The following is a 15,952-nucleotide window of genomic DNA, read 5'->3' as shown; positions in this document are numbered from 1 at the left end:
CCCGCCGGGTCTCACGCGAGCCCGGAATGGCTTACAGTGCGGACATGGCAGGTGTGCTTGTCAGCCTCGCGGTGCTGGCCCTCTGGATCTACTCCCTCTTCGACGTGATCACGACCCCGGATGAGGAGATCAGGAACCTGCCCAAGGTGCTCTGGGTCCTGGTCATCGTCCTGCTGCCGCTCATCGGCAGCCTCTTCTGGTTCCTGCTCGGCCGCCCGCTGGGCCCCCAGTCGGCGACGCCCAGGCTGCGCCCCCAGCAGCCTCAGCAACGGCAGCAGCCGGCGCCCCCGCCCCCGAAGGGGCCGGACGACGACCCCGACTTCCTGAAGGACCTCGAGCGCCGGATGCGCGGCGACGACTGATCAGACGCCCGCGTAGGAGTGCAGGCCGCCGAGGAAGAGGTTCACCCCGATCAGGTTGAACAGCAGGCAGGCGAAGGCGAGCAGCTGCACGATCGTGGCGGACTTGCCCCGCCAGCCGGCGGTCACCCGGGCGTGCAGGTAGGCCGCGTAGGCGACCCAGGTGATGAACGCCCAGACCTCCTTGGGGTCCCAGCCCCAGTACCGGCCCCACGCCTTGTCCGCCCAGAGCGCGCCGGCGATGACGGCGAACGTCCAGATCGGGAAGGCCAGCACGATCGCCCGGTGCGCGATGCGCTCCAGGTCGGCCCGGGCCGGCAGGCGGGAGACGCCGTCGCCGCGCACCAGGTAGAGGATGCCGGCCACCGCCGCCACGATGAACAGCCCGCTGGCCACGATCGCCGCGGTGACGTGGATGGCGATCCAGTAGGAGTTGAGCGCCGGCATCACCGGGCCGGCCGCGGTGTAGAAGAACTTCACCGAGGCTCCCAGGCCCAGCGTGGCGGTGACCATCACGAAGGTGCCGAGGACCTTCACGTTGTACCGCAGCTGCGTCACCAGGAACGCGGCCACCGCGGCGAACGTGATCGCCACGACGAACTCGTAGAGGTTGCCCCACGGCCACCGGCCGACCGCCAGGCCGCGCAGGACCAGCGCGGCGAGGTTGGCCAGGCAGCCGAGCCACGCCAGCAGCACGCCGAGCCGCCCGGCGGTCACGGCCCAGCCGGGCGTGCCCGGCGTCTGCTCCGCGTCGGCCGCCTTCGCCTCCTCGGCCGGGCCGCCGCCGACGGCCACGGGGACGGCGGCGGGCTTCTCGGCGCGGGCCTTGCCGTAGGCGAGCTCCAGCGCGAAGCCGATCATCGCGGCTAGGTAGGCCAGGACGGCGGCGAGGATGAGCGTGTCGCTCAGCTCGGCCATCAGGTCAACGGACATCCCTGTCTCCATCGGATAGGACCTTGACGATGTCTGCGAACTCCGCCTCGAAGCCCGCGGCGGAGCCTTCGGTGCGGGTCAGGCCCCCGGCGACGGCCCGGCCGTCCGCGACGCGCACGAAGACGCGGCGGCGGCGGATCATCAGCGAGAGCACGATGCCCAGGACGGCCAGGGCGGAGGCGACGAACGCGGGCAGGCGGCCGGGGTCGTAGGCGATCTGCAGCGTCATCCACTTCTTGACACCGGTGAACTCGATCTTCCCCGCGCCCTCCGGCAGCTCGTAGGAGCCCCCCACGGCCAGCGGGGCGGGCGCCTTCGCTCCCATGACGATGCCCTTGAGCTTGCGCATGACCTCGGGCGAGGCGATCTGGTACACCGACTGCGGGATGCCCGCCCGCGCGCCCAGGTCGCCGGTGAAGGCGGCCACCACGCGCAGCTTGGGATCGACCGCGGCCGGGAACTGCGAGCCGCCCTGCCCGTCGTCGGTGGGCAGGAAGAGCAGCGCGATGCCGAGCTGCGAGGGCTGCGCGTCGGGCGCCTTCACCACGCACTCCGACAGCAGGGTGCCCTTGTCGGTGATCAGGCAGGGCACCGGCCGGTCGACGACCACGTTGCCCTTGCCGTCGGTGATCTTGATGATCGGAGCGTAGCCGTGGCCGAGCAGGTAGGTCTGGGTGCCGTTGATCTCCAACGGCTCGTTCACCTTCAGCTCGTAGTCGAAGGCGTCGTTGACCCGCAGGAAGGCGGAGTAGTCGAGCTCCTGGCCGTTCTGCGAGTACACGGCCTGGAAGTCCTTCAGGGTGAACCAGAAGGGCTCCAGCGACTCGGCGTTGACCTGGCTGCCCGGGATGAACCGGTCGTAGGTGGCCACCGTGTTGGCGAACCCGTCGCCCTCCACCACCAGGACGTTGCCGCGGTAGCCGTACAGCGAGCCGAGCGCGACGGCGACCAGCAGGCCGAGCAGCGAGACGTGGAACATCAGGTTGCCGGCCTCGCGCAGGTAGCCCTTCTCGGCCGCCACCCAGCCGTCGCCGGTCTGCACCCGGAAGCGCAGCTTGCGCAGCCGCCGTGCGGCCTCCTCCGTCGTCAGCTCGCCGTCCAGCTCCGCGTGGTACGGCAGGCGCGCCAGGTTGCGCGGCGCGGCCGGCGGCTTGCGGCGCAGCTCGCGGGCGAAGGTCAGGGTGCGCGGGATGATGCAGCCGATCAGCGAGGTGAACAGCAGCAGGTAGATCGCGGCGAACCAGGGCGAGCTGAAGACGTCGAAGAGCGAGAAGCGTTCGTACCACTCGGCCAGGCCGGGGTCGTTCTGGTAGATCTGCGCGACCTTCTCCGGCTCGACGCCGCGCTGCGGCACCAGCGAGCCCGGGATGGAGGCCAGCGCGAACAGGAACAGCAGGATCAGCGCGGTCTTCATCGAGGTGAGCGTGCGCCAGCCCCAGCGCAGCCAGCCCACCACGCCCAGCCCCTTGGGCGAGGACGCCTCCCTCTTGGCCATCTCGTCGATCGCCATCAGATCACCGGCTTGAAGCCGCTGATCCACGACTGCATGGTCGCCACCAGCTCTCCCCACAGACCACTCACGAGCAGCACCCCGACCACCACCAGCATGCCCCCGCCGATCCGGGTGATCAGCCGCGAGTGCCGGCGGATCGCCTGGAAGGTGGTGAGCGCCTTGGTGTAGGCGAAGGCCGCGACGACGAAGGGCACGCCCAGGCCGAGCGCGTAGAACACGGCCAGCAGCGCGCCGCGGCCCGCGCTGCCCTCGGTCACGCTGAGCGAGAGCACCACGGCGAGCATCGGGCCGATGCAGGGGGTCCAGCCGAGGCCGAAGACGATGCCGAGCAGCGGCGCCCCGGCCAGCCCCGCGGCGGGGGCGCGATGGATGCGCACGTCGCGCATCAGCCCGGGGATGACGCCGAGGAAGGCGAGGCCCATGATGATCGTCAGGACGCCGATCACCTTGGTGATGACGTCCGCACTGCCGTACAGCATCGAGCCCAGGCCCCCGAAGAGCAGGCCCTGGGCGACGAAGACGAGCGCGAAGCCGGCGACGAACAGCAGCGTGCCGGCGACCAGCCGGCCGCGCCGCGGGTCGGCGCTCATGCCGGTCACGTAGGACAGGTAGCCCGGCACGAGCGGCAGCACGCACGGGGACAGGAACGAGACGAGGCCGGCCAGCGCGGCGATCGGGATCGCGAGCAGCAGCGAGCCGGACGCGACGATCTGCCCCCAGGTGGCGACGACGTCATTCATCGCGCACCTTGGTCACGGTGGTCATCAGGTCGGTGTACTTGATCGCGCCGAGCGCGCGGGCGGCGACCCGGCCCTGCTTGTCGATGATCAGCGTCGAGGGGATGGCCGCGGGCGGGACGGTGCCCTGGAAGGCCAGCGCCACCTTGCCGGGCTGGTCGAACAGGCTCGGGTAGCCGGGCTGCTCGGAGCGCTCGAAGGCCAGCGCCTCGGTCTTGGTGTCCTTGAAGTCGACGCCGAGGAACTCCACGCCGCTCGCCTTGGTCTTGGCCGCCACGTCCTTGAGGATCGGCGCCTCGGCGCGGCAGGGGTTGCACCAGGAGGCCCAGAAATTGAGCACGACGACCTTGCCCTTGTACTGCGACAACGCCACCTGGCCGCCGTCGAGCGTCTCGCCCTTGATGTCGGGGGCGGGCTTGCGGTCGGCCGCGGCGAAGGTCTGCATCTTGCCGTCGCCGGCCACGAACCTGGTGTCGCCCGCCTGCGGCTGGCCGCCCTGGCTCCCGGCGCAGCCCGTGGCGACGACGGCGAGCAGGGCGAGGGTGAGGGACGTCGCGCGCACGGGAGGAAGATCTCCTTGTACTACAAGCGGTAGAGCTTGCAACTCTACCGGCGGGGGTGCCCGCCCGGGACAACCGGGGCCACGATCTCAGGCCCCGGGGATGGTCGGGCCCTTGACCAGCGAGCGCGCCGGCTCGCTGTAACCGACGCTGATCAACCGGTCGCCCTCGAAGGTGAAGCTGGTCAGGCTGGCCAGCTCGCACTGCCGCCGCCTCGGGTCGTGCCAGAGCCGGCGGCCCTCGGCGGCCAGGCGGCTGATCCAGATCGGGAGCTGGTGGCTGACCAGCACCGCCTCGTGGCCCTCGGCCGCCTTGCGCGCCGTGATGATCATCTGGCGCATGCGCGCCACCACCTCGACGTACGGCTCGCCCCACGACGGGCGCCTGAGGTTCCAGAAGTAGCGGTAGTTGCCGGGGGTGCGCAGGAAGGCGGCGACCACCTTGCCCTCGAGGAAGTTGGCCGCCTCCAGCAGGCGCTCGTCGAGCTCGACGTCGAGGCCGAGGGTGGCGGCCAGCGGGGCGGCGGTCTCCTGGGCGCGTTCGAGCGGGGAGCTGTACAGGGCGACGATGTCGCGGCCGGCGACCGCCTTGGCGACCGTCTCGGCCATCTGCCGGCCGCGCTCGGACAGGTGGTAGCCGGGCAGCCTGCCGTACAGGACGCCTTGCGGATTGTGCACCTCACCGTGGCGGAGCAGGTGCACGACGGTGGTCTGGGCCATGGTGGGCCCAGCCTATACGCCCCATCGGGCACCCAGGTCTCGGCGGAAAACCCGGCAAAAGGTAAAATCTTCGTTGATTGCGCCTAGGGTTCCGGGCCCGGCCTCCGATCCGGAGCGGCCGGGAGACAGGTCCGAGCGGCGCCGCGGCCCCTGGCGGGCCGTACAGCTTACGGGACAAAAACCTGGAGGCTCTACCTCGTGTGGAGTCCGCAATGAGTCCTCTGGCCCTGGGCCTCGTCCTCGTCGCCGCCGTGGCGCACGCCTCCTGGAACCTGCTGAGCAAGCAGGCCGCCAAGCTCGACGGGCTGGTGTTCGTCTGGATGGTCGGCGCGGCCGGCACCGTCCTGTGGGCGCCGGTCGCGATCGGCTTCATGGTCGTCACCGGCACCTACCCGGGCTGGCCCGACCTCGCCGTCATCGGCGTCTCGTGCCTGCTGCACCTGGCCTACTTCGTGACCCTGCAGCGCGGCTACAGCCGGGGCGACCTGTCGGTGGTCTATCCGGTCGCGCGCGGCACCGGCCCGATGCTGGCCAGCGCGGTCGCGGTGCTCTTCCTGCACGAGCGGCCCGGGCTGCTCGGCGGCCTCGGCATCGCGCTGGTGGGCGTGGGCGTCTTCCTGATGAGCGGCGGCGGCCGGGCCGACCGGCCCGGGCTGTTCTACGGCCTGCTGACCGGGCTGTTCATCGCCGGGTACACGATCTGGGACGCCCAGGTGGTCGGCGCCTTCGCGGTCGCGCCGGTGCTGCTCAGCTTCTTCGGCGAGCTCGGCCGCACGCTGGCGATGGCGCCGGCGATGATCGGGCGGCGCGCCCTGCTCCTGCCCGCCTGGCGCGAGCACCGCGGCAAGATCCTCGGCTCGGCCGTGCTGGTGCCGCTCTCCTACCTGCTGGTGCTCTTCGCCTTCACCATGGCGCCGGTCAGCGTGGTCGCCCCGGCGCGCGAGGTCAGCGTGCTCATCGCGGTGGTGCTGGGCGGGCGGCTGCTCGCCGAGGGCGACCTGCGGCGCCGGCTGCTGGCCGCCGGGGTGATCCTCGGCGGCGTCGTCGCCATCGCCCTGAGCTAGGTCAGCCGATCGTCGGAGAGGCCTCGATCAGGGCCTCCACCGCCGCGCGGATGGCCGGCCGCCGCGCGGCGTCGGCCCGCCACAGGGCGTAGATGCGGCGCGTCTGCCGGGGCCGGATCGGCACCATGCGCACGTTGGACGGCACGTGGTCGCGGCCCAGCCGCGGCACGATCGCGCAGCCGACCCCCTGGCCGACCAGCGCGAGCTGGGTGGCGTACTCGTTGGCCCAGAAGGCGATCTCCGGCTCCAGCTCCGCGCTGCGCAGCGTGAAGGCCAGCCAGTCGTGGCAGACCGTGCCGGGCGCGGTGCTGATCCAGCGGTCGGCGTGCAGCTCGCGCAGCTCGATCTCGCGCCGCTCGGCCATCGGATGCCCGGCGGGCAGCGCCACGTCGGCGAAGTCGTCGAACAGCGACTTCCTGGCCAGCCCCTCCGGTACGGCCAGCGGCCGGTTGAGCCAGTCCTGGGCCACCGCCAGGTCGAGCTCGCCACGCGCCACCTCGCGCAGGGTCTGCTCGGGCTCGCGCTCGTACATGTGCACGTCGAGCTCGGGATGGCGTTCCTTCAGCAGGGACAGCGCCTTGGGCAGCAGCCCGCGCGCCGCGGTCGGGAAGGCGCCGACGTTGATGCGCCCGACCACCGCCCCGCGCAGCGCCTCGAAGTCGGCCTCGGCCGTCTCGACCAGGGCCAGGATGCGCTCGGCGTGCTCGGCCAGCAGGCCGGCGGCGTCGGTCAGCCGCACGCCGCGCCCGTTGCGCTCGACCAGCGTGGCGCCGGTCTCGCGCTCCAGCTTGGCGATCTGCTGGGAGACCGCGCTGGGGGTGACCATGAGCGCGTCGGCCGCCGCGCCCACCGAACCGTAGACGTGGACGGCGTGCAGCGCCTTGAGCCGGTTCAGATCCAACATGTAAGCAAGCCTAAAGGGTTTAGCGTAGAAAGTCTCGCTTGTGGTCGAATGTGTAGCGATGGAGAATATATGCATGCGAATGATTAAGCGGACCAAGCAGCAGACCGAGTCTCCCTCCTACCTCCGCGCCCTCGCCGAGCAGGCCCGCGAGCAGCGCATCCGTTACAAGAAGAAGTGAGGCCGCGCCACCTGGCGATGGCCGTCGGCCTCGCCGCCGTGTGGGGCTTCAACTTCGTCGTCATGCAGGTGGGTCTCCGCCACTTCCCGCCCCTGTTGTACGCCGCCCTCCGGTTCTCCCTGGCCGCCTTCCCCGCGTTGTTGTTCGTGGGCCGGCCGGGAGTGGCCTGGCGCTGGGTGGCGGGAGTGGCCGCGTCGATCGGCGTGGCCCAGTTCGGGCTCATGCTGATCGGCATGAAGGCCGGGATGCCGCCCGGCCTTTCCTCCCTCGTCCTCCAGTCCGCCGCCCTGTTCACCGTGCTGTTCGCCGTGCTGTTCCTGCGCGAGCGGCTCACCAGGCGGCGCGTGACCGGGCTGGCCGTGGCCTTCGCCGGCCTTCTGCTCGTCGCCTACGACTTCGGCCTGGGCGCGCCGGTCGGGCCCTTCCTGCTCTGCGTCGGCGCCGCGGTGGCGTGGGGGCTGGGCAACGTCATCCAGCGCAAGGCCGCCCCGCCGGATCCGCTGCGGTTCATGGTGTGGGTGAGCGCGCTGTCGGCGCCGCCACTCCTGCTGCTGTCGGTGCTGGCCGAGGGGCTGCCGTCGCTGGCGGCCCCGGCCGAGGGCTGGCTGTCGCTGGGCTATGTCGCCTTCATCTCGACCCTCGGCGGGTTCGGGGTCTGGGGCTGGCTGTTGCAGCGTTACGACGCGTCGGTGGTCGCTCCCTACGCGTTGCTCGTCCCGGTCTTCGGGCTCAGCTCGGCCGCCCTCTTCACCGGCGAGGACCTGTCCGCCGTGGAGCTGGTCGCCGCCGCGCTCATCGTCTCCGGCGTGCTCTACGCCGGCTCCCGCCCGCGTGCCGTGCCCCGGGAGCGCGTCCTGGCTTGACAGATCCGAGCAGATGTCGGATAGTGCCGCTATCTAGTCATTAGATAGCATCCCTATCCAATTGGAGCCCTCCATGACGACCGTGGTCCTGCTCGTCGCTCTGCTCGTCTTCCGTGGCCTCGGCGCGCTCGGCGTGCGCCGGTTCGCCCGCTGGGACGTCAGCGCCGCCCATGCGCTGGCCGTGATGCTGGTGATGACGGCCAGCGCGCACTTCGTCCCCGGCGGGGTCACCGTGATGCCCACGCACGACGACCTGGTGGCGATGGTGCCGCCCGTCGTGCCCTTCCCGAGCGCGGTGATCTACCTCACCGGCGTGCTCGAACTGGCGGGAGCGGCCGGGCTGGTGACGACCCGCTGGCGGCGACCGGCCGGGCTCTGCCTCGCCCTGCTGTTCGTGCTGATGCTCCCGGCCAACGTCTACGCGGCCCTCACGGACTCGGCGATGGCCAGCCCGCTCTGGCAGCGCATTCCCGAGCAGGTGCTCTACATCGGCTTCGCGCTGTGGGCCGCCCGCAGCGTGCGCGCCCGCGAGCGCGAGCGCGTGCCGGCCGGCGGCTGAGTCAGGGCCGCATGGTCAGCTTGGAGATCTGCGTCCGCGAGACCAGGCCGAGCTTGGCCAGGATGTGTTCGAGGTGCGCGTCCACCGTGCGCTTGGAGATGTCCAGCCGCTCGCCGATCTCGCGGTTGGTCAGTCCGTCGGCGACCAGCTCGGCGACCTGCCGCTCGCGCGGCGACAGGTGCCGCCGGTCCTCGCCGGGCTCGACCGGCTCGTCCAGCGCCAGGGCCAGGGCCTGCTCGACGTCGAGCGCACCGCCACGCTGACGGGCGGCGGCGTAGCCGTGCGGCCCCAGGCCGTTCTGGACCACCTGCACCGACTTGTCATGGAACTCCTGCAGCAGCCGCAACCCGAACTGCGGCTCGTTCGACACCCGCTGCCACAGGGTGTCGGCCGCGCCCAGCAGCCGGGCCGCCCGGTCGTGCTCGCGCCGCTCGGCCGCCGCCCAGCCCAGCCCCTCCAGGCACTGGGCGAACCCCATGACGTCGCCCAGCCGGTGCTTGAGCAGCACCGCCTCACGCAGGCACCGCGCGCTGTGGCCGTGCTCGCCCTGCGCCCACAACGCCATCGACTTCACCCACAGCGCCCAGCTCCGGGCCCAGCACTCCTCGGGATCGGCGTTGGCGGCCAGCGCCTCGTCGCATGCCTCGACCGCTTGCGCGGGATCGCCCATCGCGGTGTGCATCCAGCCGAGCACCAGGCTGGTGAAGATGACCGCCAGCCGGTCGCCGAGCTCGGCCAGGCGGTGCCGTACGGCGAGGAAGCCGGCCAGGTCGGGCGCGACGGTGGCCTCGAAGAACTGGGTGTGCAGCCGGAAGACCGAGCACCACAGCGCGCCGTTCTCGTCGCCGATCCGGTCGGCGAGCTCCTCGCCCTCGCGCAGCAGCCGGTTGGTGTCGCCGCGCACGCCGCCGACGTCCATCAGCCAGACCATCAGCCACAGGCCGCGCACCCGGTCGGTGGTGGGCTCCCCGGCCAGCTCCAGCGCCCGGTGCAGCCAGTGCCGCCCCTCGGCCAGCAGGCCGCACAACCACAGGCCGGCCAGCTTGCCGGCCAGTTCGAGGCCGAGCGGGGCCTGCTCGGGAGTGCTCAGGCAGAACTCCAGCGCCACCCGGATGTTGGGCCGCTCGTGCCGGGCCCACTCCAGCCAGGAGAGCTGGTCGGGACCGAGCCAGCCGGCGTCGAAGGCCCGCGTCATGGCCAGGTAGTGATCGCGGTGCCGGGCGCGCAGGATCTCGCTCTCCCCCGAGGCGGCCAGCCGGCCCGCGCCGTAAAACCTGATGGTGTCGAGCAGCCGGAACCGGGCCCCGGGCGCGCCCTCCACCCGCTGCACCACCGACTGGTCGACCAGGCTGATCAGCGTGGTGAGCACCGCCTCGGCGGAGAGCTCGCCGAAGGCGCAGATCTTCTCCGCCGCGTCGAGGTCGAACTCCCCGGCGAAGACCGACAGCCGCGCCCAGAGCAGGCGTTCGGCGGGCGAGCAGAGGTCGTGGCTCCAGCCGATCGTCGTCTCCAGCGTCTGGTGCCGGGGGATGACGGTCTTGCTGCCGCCGGTCAGGAGCTGGAAGCGGTCGTCGAGGCGGGCGAGGATGGCCTCCAGCGGCAGGGCCCGCAGCCGGACCACCGCCAGCTCGATCGCCAGCGGGATGCCGTCGAGGCGGCGGCAGAGCGCGCCGACCTCCTCCCGGTTGTCCTCGGTCACCGTGAAGCCGAGCGCCGCGGCGGCGGCACGGTCGGCGAACAGGCTCAGCGCGCCGCCGGGGTCGGGCGGCCAGGGCGCGCCCGGCTCGGGCACCGGTAACGGGGCGATGGCGCGGGTGTGCTCGGCGGGGATGTCCAGCGGGCGGCGGCTGGTGGCCAGCACGTGCAGGCCCGGAGCGTTGGAGAGCAGCACCTCGGCCAGGGCCGCGCAGGCGTCGACCAGGTGCTCGCAGGTGTCCAGCAGGAGCAGGAAGCGCCGGTCGCGCAGGTGGCCGGCGAGCAGCTCGATCGCCGGCACCGAGGGCCGCTCGGGCAGGTCGAGCGCGGCGGCCACGGTGGTGGCGAGCAGTCCGGGGTCTTCGAGGGAGGAGAGCTCGACCAGGCAGACGCCGTCGGGGAAGGCCGCCTCGACCGCCCGTGCCACGCGGACCGCCAGCCGCGTCTTGCCCACCCCGCCGGGACCGACCAGCGTCACCAGGCGGGCGTTGGCCAGCAGGTCGCGCACCGCGTCGAGATCCGCGGCGCGGCCCACGAAGCTCGTCGTCTCCGCGGGGACGTTCTTCATCGTCAGCGGTCCCACAGACTGAGCGTAGGGAAAGCATCGCTGGTTGTCAGCACGATCCGCATACCTAGCGAAGGTTGTTCACCTTTATCGGTATGCGGATGTCCGCCAGCCCCTTCGGGGAGTGACCCATTAACGATTAATCACTCCGGAGAGTGAGTGTTTCCGGCAACTCCCGATTAACGCCTCACTACATTGACTCCTCAGTTGCTCTTGCGAAATGCCGGGAGTCCTCCTTGGTCGTGCACTCGAAGCTCGCCTTCGTCCTCAGCCGCTCGCGAACCCACGGGCTGGAGGCGGCAGCCTCCGGCGCGCCCGTTCGCCGGAGGCACCGCTGAGGCCCGGCCCGGCGCGGGGACACCGCGTGGCGGTCGTCGTCGGCGCCCGGTCCGAGGCGGTCAAGCTTGGGGTGGTGGTCCGCGCCCTGCAGGCCCAGCCGTGGGCGGAGGTCGCCGTCATCGGCCCCGGCCGGCGCGGCGAGGCCGTCGAGGAGACCCTGGCCCTGTTCGGCGCGCGGGTGGACCGGCGGCTGGCCGACGTACGGCGCAGCGGCCGGCCCGGCCTGGCCGGGGACCTGGTGACCGGGCTCGGCGAGCACTTCGCCGCCTTGCGCCCCGACCTGGTCGTGGTCCAGGGCGACACCACGTCGGCCCTGGCCAGTGGGCTGGCCGCGCAGCCGGTGAGGATCAGGGTCGTGCACGTCGAGGCGGGTCTGCGCAGCCGCGACGCGCTGCCCTTCCCCCAGGAGATCGACCGGCGACTCGCCGCACCCCCGGCCGACCTGCCCCCGGCCGACCGGCGGCCCTTCGCGCCTCTGGCCGACCTGCACCTGGTCGGCCCGCACCCGGCTGGCCTGCACCCGGCCGCCCTCTACCTGGCTCCCACTCGCTCGGCCAGGGACAGCCTGGTGGCCGAGCGCATCGCCCCCGCGCACGTAATCGTGACCGGCAGCACCGCGATCGACGCGCTCATGCACGTCGTCACGCCGCGCCGCCGCCCGGACCGGCCGCTGGCGCTGGTCATCGCGCACCGGCCGGAGCGAGGCGAGCCGAGGCGGCGCATCGCGAGGGTCGCCGCCCGGCTGGCCACCGAGCGGCCCGGCCTCGACGTGGTGACGACCACCCCGCTCGGTCCCGAGGAGGCCGCCCGCGGACCGGCCAACCTGCGACGCCTGCCGCCGCTGCCGTACCAGGGGTTCGTGAACCTGCTCGCCACGGCCACGCTGGTGATCACCGATTCGGGCGAGGTCGAGGAGGCGGCGGCCTCCCTGCGGCTGCCGCTGCTGGTGATGCGGGAGACGACCGAGCGGCGCGAGGCACTGCTCGGCCGGTGGGCGCACCTGGTCGGCACGGAGGAGGAGCTGATCCTCAAGACCGCGGACGCCGTGCTGGCCGCCCGGCCGCCCGGCGGCGGCGTGCCGCGCCCGTGCGTGTTCGGGGACGGCCGGGCCGCCGAGCGCACGGTGGCGGCCTGCGGCTGGCTGCTGGGCCTCGCACCGCGCCCGGCGGACTTCCACCCGCCAGGCTGAGCCCAGGCAAGCTGAGCCCCGCCAGGCTGGGCCCCGCCAGGCTGAGCCCCGCCAGGCTGAGCCCCGCCAGGCTGAGCCTAGGCAAGCTGAGCCCCGGCGGGCTGGGCCCGGCTCTTCCGGCAGCCGGGCCTCGACCGCACGTCCGCAGTGGCCCACCCGCCTGCCTGGTGTCACACCTGCGTCGAAGCCGCCTTCGCCGCCGCCGGGAGCGCTTGCGCGATGCGCTCCAGCGCCTCCTGGTCGTGCGAGGCCGACAGGAACCACGCCTCGTAGGCCGACGGCGGCAGGTACACGCCGGAGTCGAGCATCGAGTGGAAGAACGCCCGGTAGGCGGCGGTGTTCTGCGTCTGGGCCTCGGCGAAGTTACTCACCGGAGCGTCGGTGAAGAAGATCGAGAACAGGTTGCCCGCGCTCTGCAGCCGGTGCGGCACCCCCGCGGCGCTCAGCGCCTCGGAAGCGGCCGCCGAGACCGCGGCCGCCGCCGCGTCCACCTTCGCGTAGGCGCCGGCGTCGAGGGCACGCAGCGTCGCCAGGCCGGCGGCGCAGGCCAGCGGGTTACCGGACAGGGTGCCGGCCTGGTAGACCGGGCCTTCGGGCGCGAGGTGCGCCATGACGTCGGCTCGGCCGCCGAAGGCCGCCGCGGGCAGCCCGCCGCCCATCACCTTGCCGAAGGTCATCAGGTCGGCGTCGACCGGGTCGAGGCCGTACCAGCCGGCCGGCGAGACGCGGAAGCCGGTCAGCACCTCATCGACGATGAGCAGCGCGCCGTTGCTCGCGCAGATCTCCTTGAGGAAGGCGTTGAAGCCGGACGCGGGCGGGACGACGCCCATGTTGGCCGGGCACGCCTCGGTGATCACGCAGGCGATCTCGAAGGCGGCGAAGGCCTCCCGCACCGCCTCGACCGAGTTGTACGGCAGGACGATCGTGTCGGCCGCCGAGGCGCCGGTGACGCCGGGCGTGTCGGGCAGGCCGAAGGTGACCACGCCGGAGCCCGCCGAGGCGAGCAGCGCGTCGACGTGGCCGTGGTAGCAGCCGGCGAACTTGACCACCTTGGAGCGGCCGGTGAAGCCGCGGGCCAGGCGCACGGCGCTCATCGTGGCCTCGGTGCCGGAGCTGACCAGGCGGACCTTCTCCACCGGCGCCATCCGGGCGACGATCTCCTCGGCCAGCTCGACCTCGCCGGGGGTGGCGGTGCCGTACGAGAAGCCGTGGTCGAGCGCGCCGGAGACGGCGGAGACGACCGACGGGTGGCGGTGGCCCAGGATCATCGGGCCCCAGGAGCAGACGAGGTCGACGTAGCGGTTGCCGTCGACGTCGGTGATGTAGGGGCCCTGGCCGGCGGCCATGAAGCGCGGCGTGCCGCCCACGGCGCCGAAGGCGCGCACCGGAGAGTTGACGCCACCTGGGACGACGGCCTTCGCGCGGGCGAACAGGGCCTCGGAGTTATCGGTTCCGCTCACTCGCTCCAGGGTAGTCGGTTGCTTTGCCGTACAGTCTACGGTACGTTGTACGGCAACGAGAGGAGCACTATGTACCAGCCGAGTGTTGAGGAACTGAAGAGCATCGAGGCGTGGTTCGCCGACTACGACCGGCTGGCCGACGAGGGCGCGATCGAGCGCCTGGCCGACCTGGCGGTCTTCCCGATGAACCTGGCGACGGACGTGCCGGGCGGGTACGCGGCGGTCAGGCAGTGGAGCCGCGAGGAGTACGTCGAGGCCATGAAGGAGTCGATGGGCGGCGGCACGGCCGGGCTCGACCTCACGTCGAAGCGCACGCCGCGCTTCCTGAGCGAGAACCTCGTGGTCGTCGAGACCGAGGCGGAGATGACGATCGAGGGGCAGCGGCAGCGCATGCACTACGCCGACCTGCTCATCCGCACCGAGCAGGGCTGGGCCTTCCAGACGATGGTCCAGGCCGGATGGGGCTACGGCTGGCAGCCCGCACAGCGGGGCTAGCCGGAAGAGGAAGCGGCGGGGTCAGACCAGGAAGTCCAGGACGCGCAGCGGGTCGGGCAGCGGGCGCCCGTCCGGCTGGCGCAGCCACGAGACGGCCTGGCCGCCCGGCAGCGTCGAGGGCGGCGCGAGCACGAAGCTGTCCCGGCAGTGCCAGCGCAGCCCCGGCGTCTCGGCCACCTCCGAGGGCACGCAGTCGAGGCTGCACGACCACCACTCGTCCTCGTCCTCGGGATTGCCCCGGGTGGCCACATAAAACAGGACCCGGTCGCCGTTGGCGGCGACCGGGCCCGTGAAGACCGCTGCGGCGTCCATGCGCGTGAGCGCGGACAGGCCGAGGGCGGCGGGTACGTCGAAGACGTCGAAGACGCGGCCCGTGGGAAGAATCACATTCGCCTCGGGCTCGCGCTGCCACCAGGCGGTGAGCAGCGCGGTGTCCGTGGTGGCCTGCAGGTTCCAGGCGGGCGAGAGCGGGTGCTGGCCGGGGTTGGGACAGCCGATCCGGTCACAGGAACAGGCGCGGTGGCCCTGACGCATCGGGTGCGCGCCGGGAGCACTGGCCCACCCGAGCGCGGCGTACCCGAGCACAGCGTCGATCCGCGTGGGATGCGCGGCCCGTTTCCTGGTGCGCCGTGCGATGGGTACGCCGACCATGCCTCAACTCCCGTCGAAAAACCTGGGATGGTCCGGCTCCGGGCGAAGACGCACGCAGGAAGCTCTCCAACAGGACACACCCGCACTTGTCATCGCACTCTAACGCACGGGGCGCACGCGTCACCGGGAAACCCCCACTTAGAGCCGGCGCGCCACCTCGGTGGCCCAGTAGGTGAGGATCAGGTCGGCCCCCGCGCGGCGGATCGCGATGAGCGACTCCATGATGGCCCGCTCGCGGTCGATCCAGCCGTTGGCCGCGGCCGCCTCGATCATCGCGTACTCGCCGCTCACCTGGTAGGCGGCGACGGGCACGTCGACCATGGCCTTCACCTGGTGCAGCACGTCGAGGTAGGCGCCGGCCGGCTTGACCATCACCATGTCCGCGCCCTCGGCCACGTCGAGCGCCACCTCGCGCAGCGACTCGCCGACCGGCCCGGCCGGGTCCTGCTGGTAGGCCTTGCGGTCGCCGAAGTTCTTCGGCAGCTCCACCGCGTCGCGGAAGGGGCCGTAGAAGCCGGAGGCGTACTTGGCGGAGTAGGCCAGGATCGGCACCTCGGCGAATCCAGCGCCGTCGAGCGCCCGGCGGATCGCGCGCACCTGGCCGTCCATCATGCCGCTGGGCGAGATGAGCTGGGAGCCGGCCCGCGCCTGCGCCACCGCCATCGAGGCGTAGCGCTCCAGCGTCAGGTCGTTGTCCACGGTGCCGTCGGGCGCCAGCACGCCGCAGTGGCCGTGGTCGGTCACCTCGTCGAGGCAGGTGTCGGCGCCCACCACCAGCGCGTCGCCGAACTCGGCCGTCACCTCGCGCAGGGCCACCTGGGTGATGCCCTCGGGGTCGTCGGCCGCCGAGCCGTAGGCGTCCTTCTCCTCCGGGACGCCGAACAGCATGACGCTGCCGACCCCCGCCTCGGCCGCCTCGTGCACCGCCTTGAGCAGCGAGTCACGGGTGTGCTGCACCACCCCGGGCATGGAGCCGACCGGCTGCGGCTCGCTGATGCCCTCCTTGACGAACAGCGGGAGGATCAGCTCCGCCGGGTGCAGCCGCACCCCGGTGACCATCCGCCGCATGGCGGGAGTACGGCGGAGCCGCCGCGGTCGCGCCGCGGGGAACTGAGCTGTCATGGGAACTCCTACGAACCCGGCGGGCTCGCCGGGAGCGGGGGTGGATG

The 15,952-nt window shown here is 72.2% G+C and carries 16 protein-coding genes; 6 read left to right on the top strand and 10 right to left on the bottom strand.

The genetic code is table 11. From position 1 onward, the window contains the following. Positions 1-44: 44 nt before the first annotated feature. The gene (locus AB0I67_RS08695) at positions 45-362 is read left to right on the top strand and encodes a PLDc N-terminal domain-containing protein (protein ID WP_357919813.1); all 318 of its coding nucleotides are present in this window, start codon (positions 45-47) and stop codon (positions 360-362) included. On the opposite strand, the gene ccsB is transcribed toward AB0I67_RS08695, so the two are convergent. The 5 genes from ccsB to AB0I67_RS08670 form a co-directional block, all read right to left on the bottom strand. Beyond that, the gene (gene ccsB / locus AB0I67_RS08690; protein ID WP_357919810.1) at positions 363-1,292 is read right to left on the bottom strand and encodes a c-type cytochrome biogenesis protein CcsB; all 930 of its coding nucleotides are present in this window, start codon (positions 1,290-1,292) and stop codon (positions 363-365) included. After that, positions 1,282-2,832, bottom strand: a complete 1,551-nt coding sequence (locus tag AB0I67_RS08685) for a cytochrome c biogenesis protein ResB (RefSeq protein WP_357919807.1) — start codon at positions 2,830-2,832, stop codon at positions 1,282-1,284. The genes ccsB and AB0I67_RS08685 overlap by 11 nt, the downstream gene beginning before the upstream one ends. Then, positions 2,802-3,545, bottom strand: a complete 744-nt coding sequence (locus tag AB0I67_RS08680; RefSeq protein WP_357919804.1) for a cytochrome c biogenesis protein CcdA — start codon at positions 3,543-3,545, stop codon at positions 2,802-2,804. The genes AB0I67_RS08685 and AB0I67_RS08680 overlap by 31 nt, the downstream gene beginning before the upstream one ends. Beyond that, the gene (locus tag AB0I67_RS08675; RefSeq protein WP_357919802.1) at positions 3,538-4,104 is read right to left on the bottom strand and encodes a TlpA disulfide reductase family protein; all 567 of its coding nucleotides are present in this window, start codon (positions 4,102-4,104) and stop codon (positions 3,538-3,540) included. The genes AB0I67_RS08680 and AB0I67_RS08675 overlap by 8 nt, the downstream gene beginning before the upstream one ends. An 87-nt stretch (positions 4,105-4,191) precedes the next feature. Continuing rightward, positions 4,192-4,821 carry a histidine phosphatase family protein gene (locus tag AB0I67_RS08670; protein ID WP_357919800.1) on the bottom strand — a complete coding sequence of 210 codons (630 nt, stop codon included), beginning with the start codon at positions 4,819-4,821 and terminating at the stop codon, positions 4,192-4,194. Positions 4,822-5,033: 212 nt separating this feature from the next. Between AB0I67_RS08670 and AB0I67_RS08665 the strand changes: the two genes are divergently transcribed. Then, positions 5,034-5,885, top strand: a complete 852-nt coding sequence (locus tag AB0I67_RS08665; RefSeq protein ID WP_357919798.1) for a DMT family transporter — start codon at positions 5,034-5,036, stop codon at positions 5,883-5,885. Between the two features lies 1 nt (position 5,886). On the opposite strand, the gene AB0I67_RS08660 is transcribed toward AB0I67_RS08665, so the two are convergent. After that, positions 5,887-6,789 (bottom strand): LysR family transcriptional regulator, encoded by a 903-nt coding sequence (locus AB0I67_RS08660; RefSeq protein ID WP_357919795.1) that lies wholly within the window; start codon positions 6,787-6,789, stop codon positions 5,887-5,889. A 174-nt stretch (positions 6,790-6,963) separates the two neighbouring features. Between AB0I67_RS08660 and AB0I67_RS08655 the strand changes: the two genes are divergently transcribed. After that, on the top strand, positions 6,964-7,830 hold the full coding sequence (locus AB0I67_RS08655; protein WP_357919792.1) for an EamA family transporter: 867 nt from the start codon (positions 6,964-6,966) through the stop codon (positions 7,828-7,830). A 73-nt stretch (positions 7,831-7,903) separates the two neighbouring features. Continuing rightward, the gene (locus AB0I67_RS08650) at positions 7,904-8,389 is read left to right on the top strand and encodes a hypothetical protein (RefSeq protein ID WP_357919789.1); all 486 of its coding nucleotides are present in this window, start codon (positions 7,904-7,906) and stop codon (positions 8,387-8,389) included. Position 8,390: 1 nt separating this feature from the next. Here the strand turns inward: AB0I67_RS08650 and AB0I67_RS08645 are convergent, their stop codons facing one another. Beyond that, a complete protein-coding gene (locus tag AB0I67_RS08645) occupies positions 8,391-10,667 on the bottom strand; it encodes a LuxR C-terminal-related transcriptional regulator (RefSeq protein ID WP_357919786.1) in 2,277 nt (758 codons plus the stop codon). Positions 10,668-11,013: 346 nt separating this feature from the next. Between AB0I67_RS08645 and AB0I67_RS08640 the strand changes: the two genes are divergently transcribed. After that, positions 11,014-12,177, top strand: a complete 1,164-nt coding sequence (locus AB0I67_RS08640; RefSeq protein WP_357919783.1) for a UDP-N-acetylglucosamine 2-epimerase — start codon at positions 11,014-11,016, stop codon at positions 12,175-12,177. A gap of 170 nt (positions 12,178-12,347) precedes the next feature. On the opposite strand, the gene hemL is transcribed toward AB0I67_RS08640, so the two are convergent. Further along, the gene (hemL, locus tag AB0I67_RS08635; RefSeq protein ID WP_357919781.1) at positions 12,348-13,637 is read right to left on the bottom strand and encodes a glutamate-1-semialdehyde 2,1-aminomutase; all 1,290 of its coding nucleotides are present in this window, start codon (positions 13,635-13,637) and stop codon (positions 12,348-12,350) included. A gap of 69 nt (positions 13,638-13,706) precedes the next feature. Between hemL and AB0I67_RS08630 the strand changes: the two genes are divergently transcribed. Continuing rightward, entirely contained in the window at positions 13,707-14,132 is a 426-nt protein-coding gene (locus AB0I67_RS08630; protein ID WP_357919779.1) for a nuclear transport factor 2 family protein, read from the top strand. A gap of 21 nt (positions 14,133-14,153) precedes the next feature. Here the strand turns inward: AB0I67_RS08630 and AB0I67_RS08625 are convergent, their stop codons facing one another. Both AB0I67_RS08625 and hemB read right to left on the bottom strand, forming a co-directional pair. Next, entirely contained in the window at positions 14,154-14,783 is a 630-nt protein-coding gene (locus AB0I67_RS08625) for a bifunctional DNA primase/polymerase (RefSeq protein WP_357919777.1), read from the bottom strand. Between the two features lie 138 nt (positions 14,784-14,921). After that, positions 14,922-15,905 carry a porphobilinogen synthase gene (gene hemB / locus AB0I67_RS08620; RefSeq protein ID WP_357919774.1) on the bottom strand — a complete coding sequence of 328 codons (984 nt, stop codon included), beginning with the start codon at positions 15,903-15,905 and terminating at the stop codon, positions 14,922-14,924. Positions 15,906-15,952 lie beyond the last annotated feature (47 nt).

Source organism: Nonomuraea sp. NPDC050310 (assembly GCF_040655795.1).
Lineage (GTDB): Bacteria > Actinomycetota > Actinomycetes > Streptosporangiales > Streptosporangiaceae > Nonomuraea.
The sequence above is the reverse complement of the archived record's forward strand: the minus strand, read 5'-3'. Positions and strand labels throughout refer to the sequence as shown.